A 339-nucleotide genomic window follows, 5' to 3' on the forward strand; every position below is an offset into this window, starting at 1 on the left:
CGGCAAAGTTGTCGTCGTTGGAGGAGAAGCTCAGGTCAACGATGAAGAGGATGAAGTTGATCGGGTTGGCCGCCAGCTGATCCATCAGGTCGGGGATCTGGTAGAGCTGGTTCTTCTTGACCTCCACCAGCCGCAGGCCGTCGGTGGCGTACTCATTGGCAATGGCCTTGACCGTGCTGGATTTGCCGGTGCCGGCATCGCCGTAGAGCAGAACCTTGTTGGCGGGGGAACCGGCCAGCAGGGCGCGGGTGTTGGCAATGACCTTTTCCCGCTCCTTCTCGTAGCCCGGCAGCTCGCTGAGCTTCTGGGGGTCGGGGTACTTCACGGGCACCAGCTGGC

At 61.9% G+C, this 339-nt stretch carries 1 protein-coding gene; it reads right to left on the reverse strand.

All coding sequences use genetic code 11. From position 1 onward, the window contains the following. Positions 1-339: DUF815 domain-containing protein (locus P0G09_RS16295; RefSeq protein ID WP_275253188.1), on the reverse strand; the 339-nt coding region annotated here is incomplete at both ends.

It is taken from the genome of Faecalibacterium sp. DFI.5.82 (genome assembly GCF_029076575.1).
Taxonomy (GTDB): Bacteria; Bacillota; Clostridia; order Oscillospirales; family Ruminococcaceae; genus Faecalibacterium; species Faecalibacterium duncaniae.